Origin of the sequence: Mesorhizobium sp. M00.F.Ca.ET.216.01.1.1 (genome assembly GCF_004010325.2) — a bacterium.
Taxonomy (GTDB): Bacteria; Pseudomonadota; Alphaproteobacteria; order Rhizobiales; family Rhizobiaceae; genus Mesorhizobium.
Window position 1 is genome coordinate 1 of record NZ_SADR02000222.1, and the last position, 374, is coordinate 374.

A 374-nucleotide genomic window follows, 5' to 3' on the forward strand; every position below is an offset into this window, starting at 1 on the left:
CCTCCCTTCTCCCATTGGGAGAAGGGGAAGCCTCATCCTACCAACTGAACTGCAGCCCCGCATTGCCGCCGACGACATTGCCGGAGAAGGCGATGCCCAGCGTGCCGGTCAGGCGGCCGCCATGGGCAAAGCCTTCGCTCAGCACCGCGGCGCCGGTGATGCCGAAGGCGTCGGCGTCGCCGGCATTGCCCCAGTTGACGCGCAGGCCGAAATGCTCGCCCTGGACGAGGTCGGGCGCGGCAAGGGCGGCCGAGATCGAGGCGTTCTCGAAGGCGCGCGTGACGCGGTTGTCGATGTCGTCGACGTGGGCAGCCAGCGCCGTCTTGCCGGTGACGGTGGTGAACCCGCCGTTGCCGTCGTCGACCTTCCGGTTG

General features: G+C 68.7%; 1 protein-coding gene. It reads right to left on the reverse strand.

All coding sequences use genetic code 11. The features are described 5' to 3' along the window. Positions 1 to 37 precede the first annotated feature (37 nt). On the reverse strand, positions 38 to 374 hold a 337-nt coding region (locus EN859_RS38485), incomplete at its 5' end, for a hypothetical protein (RefSeq protein ID WP_189502517.1).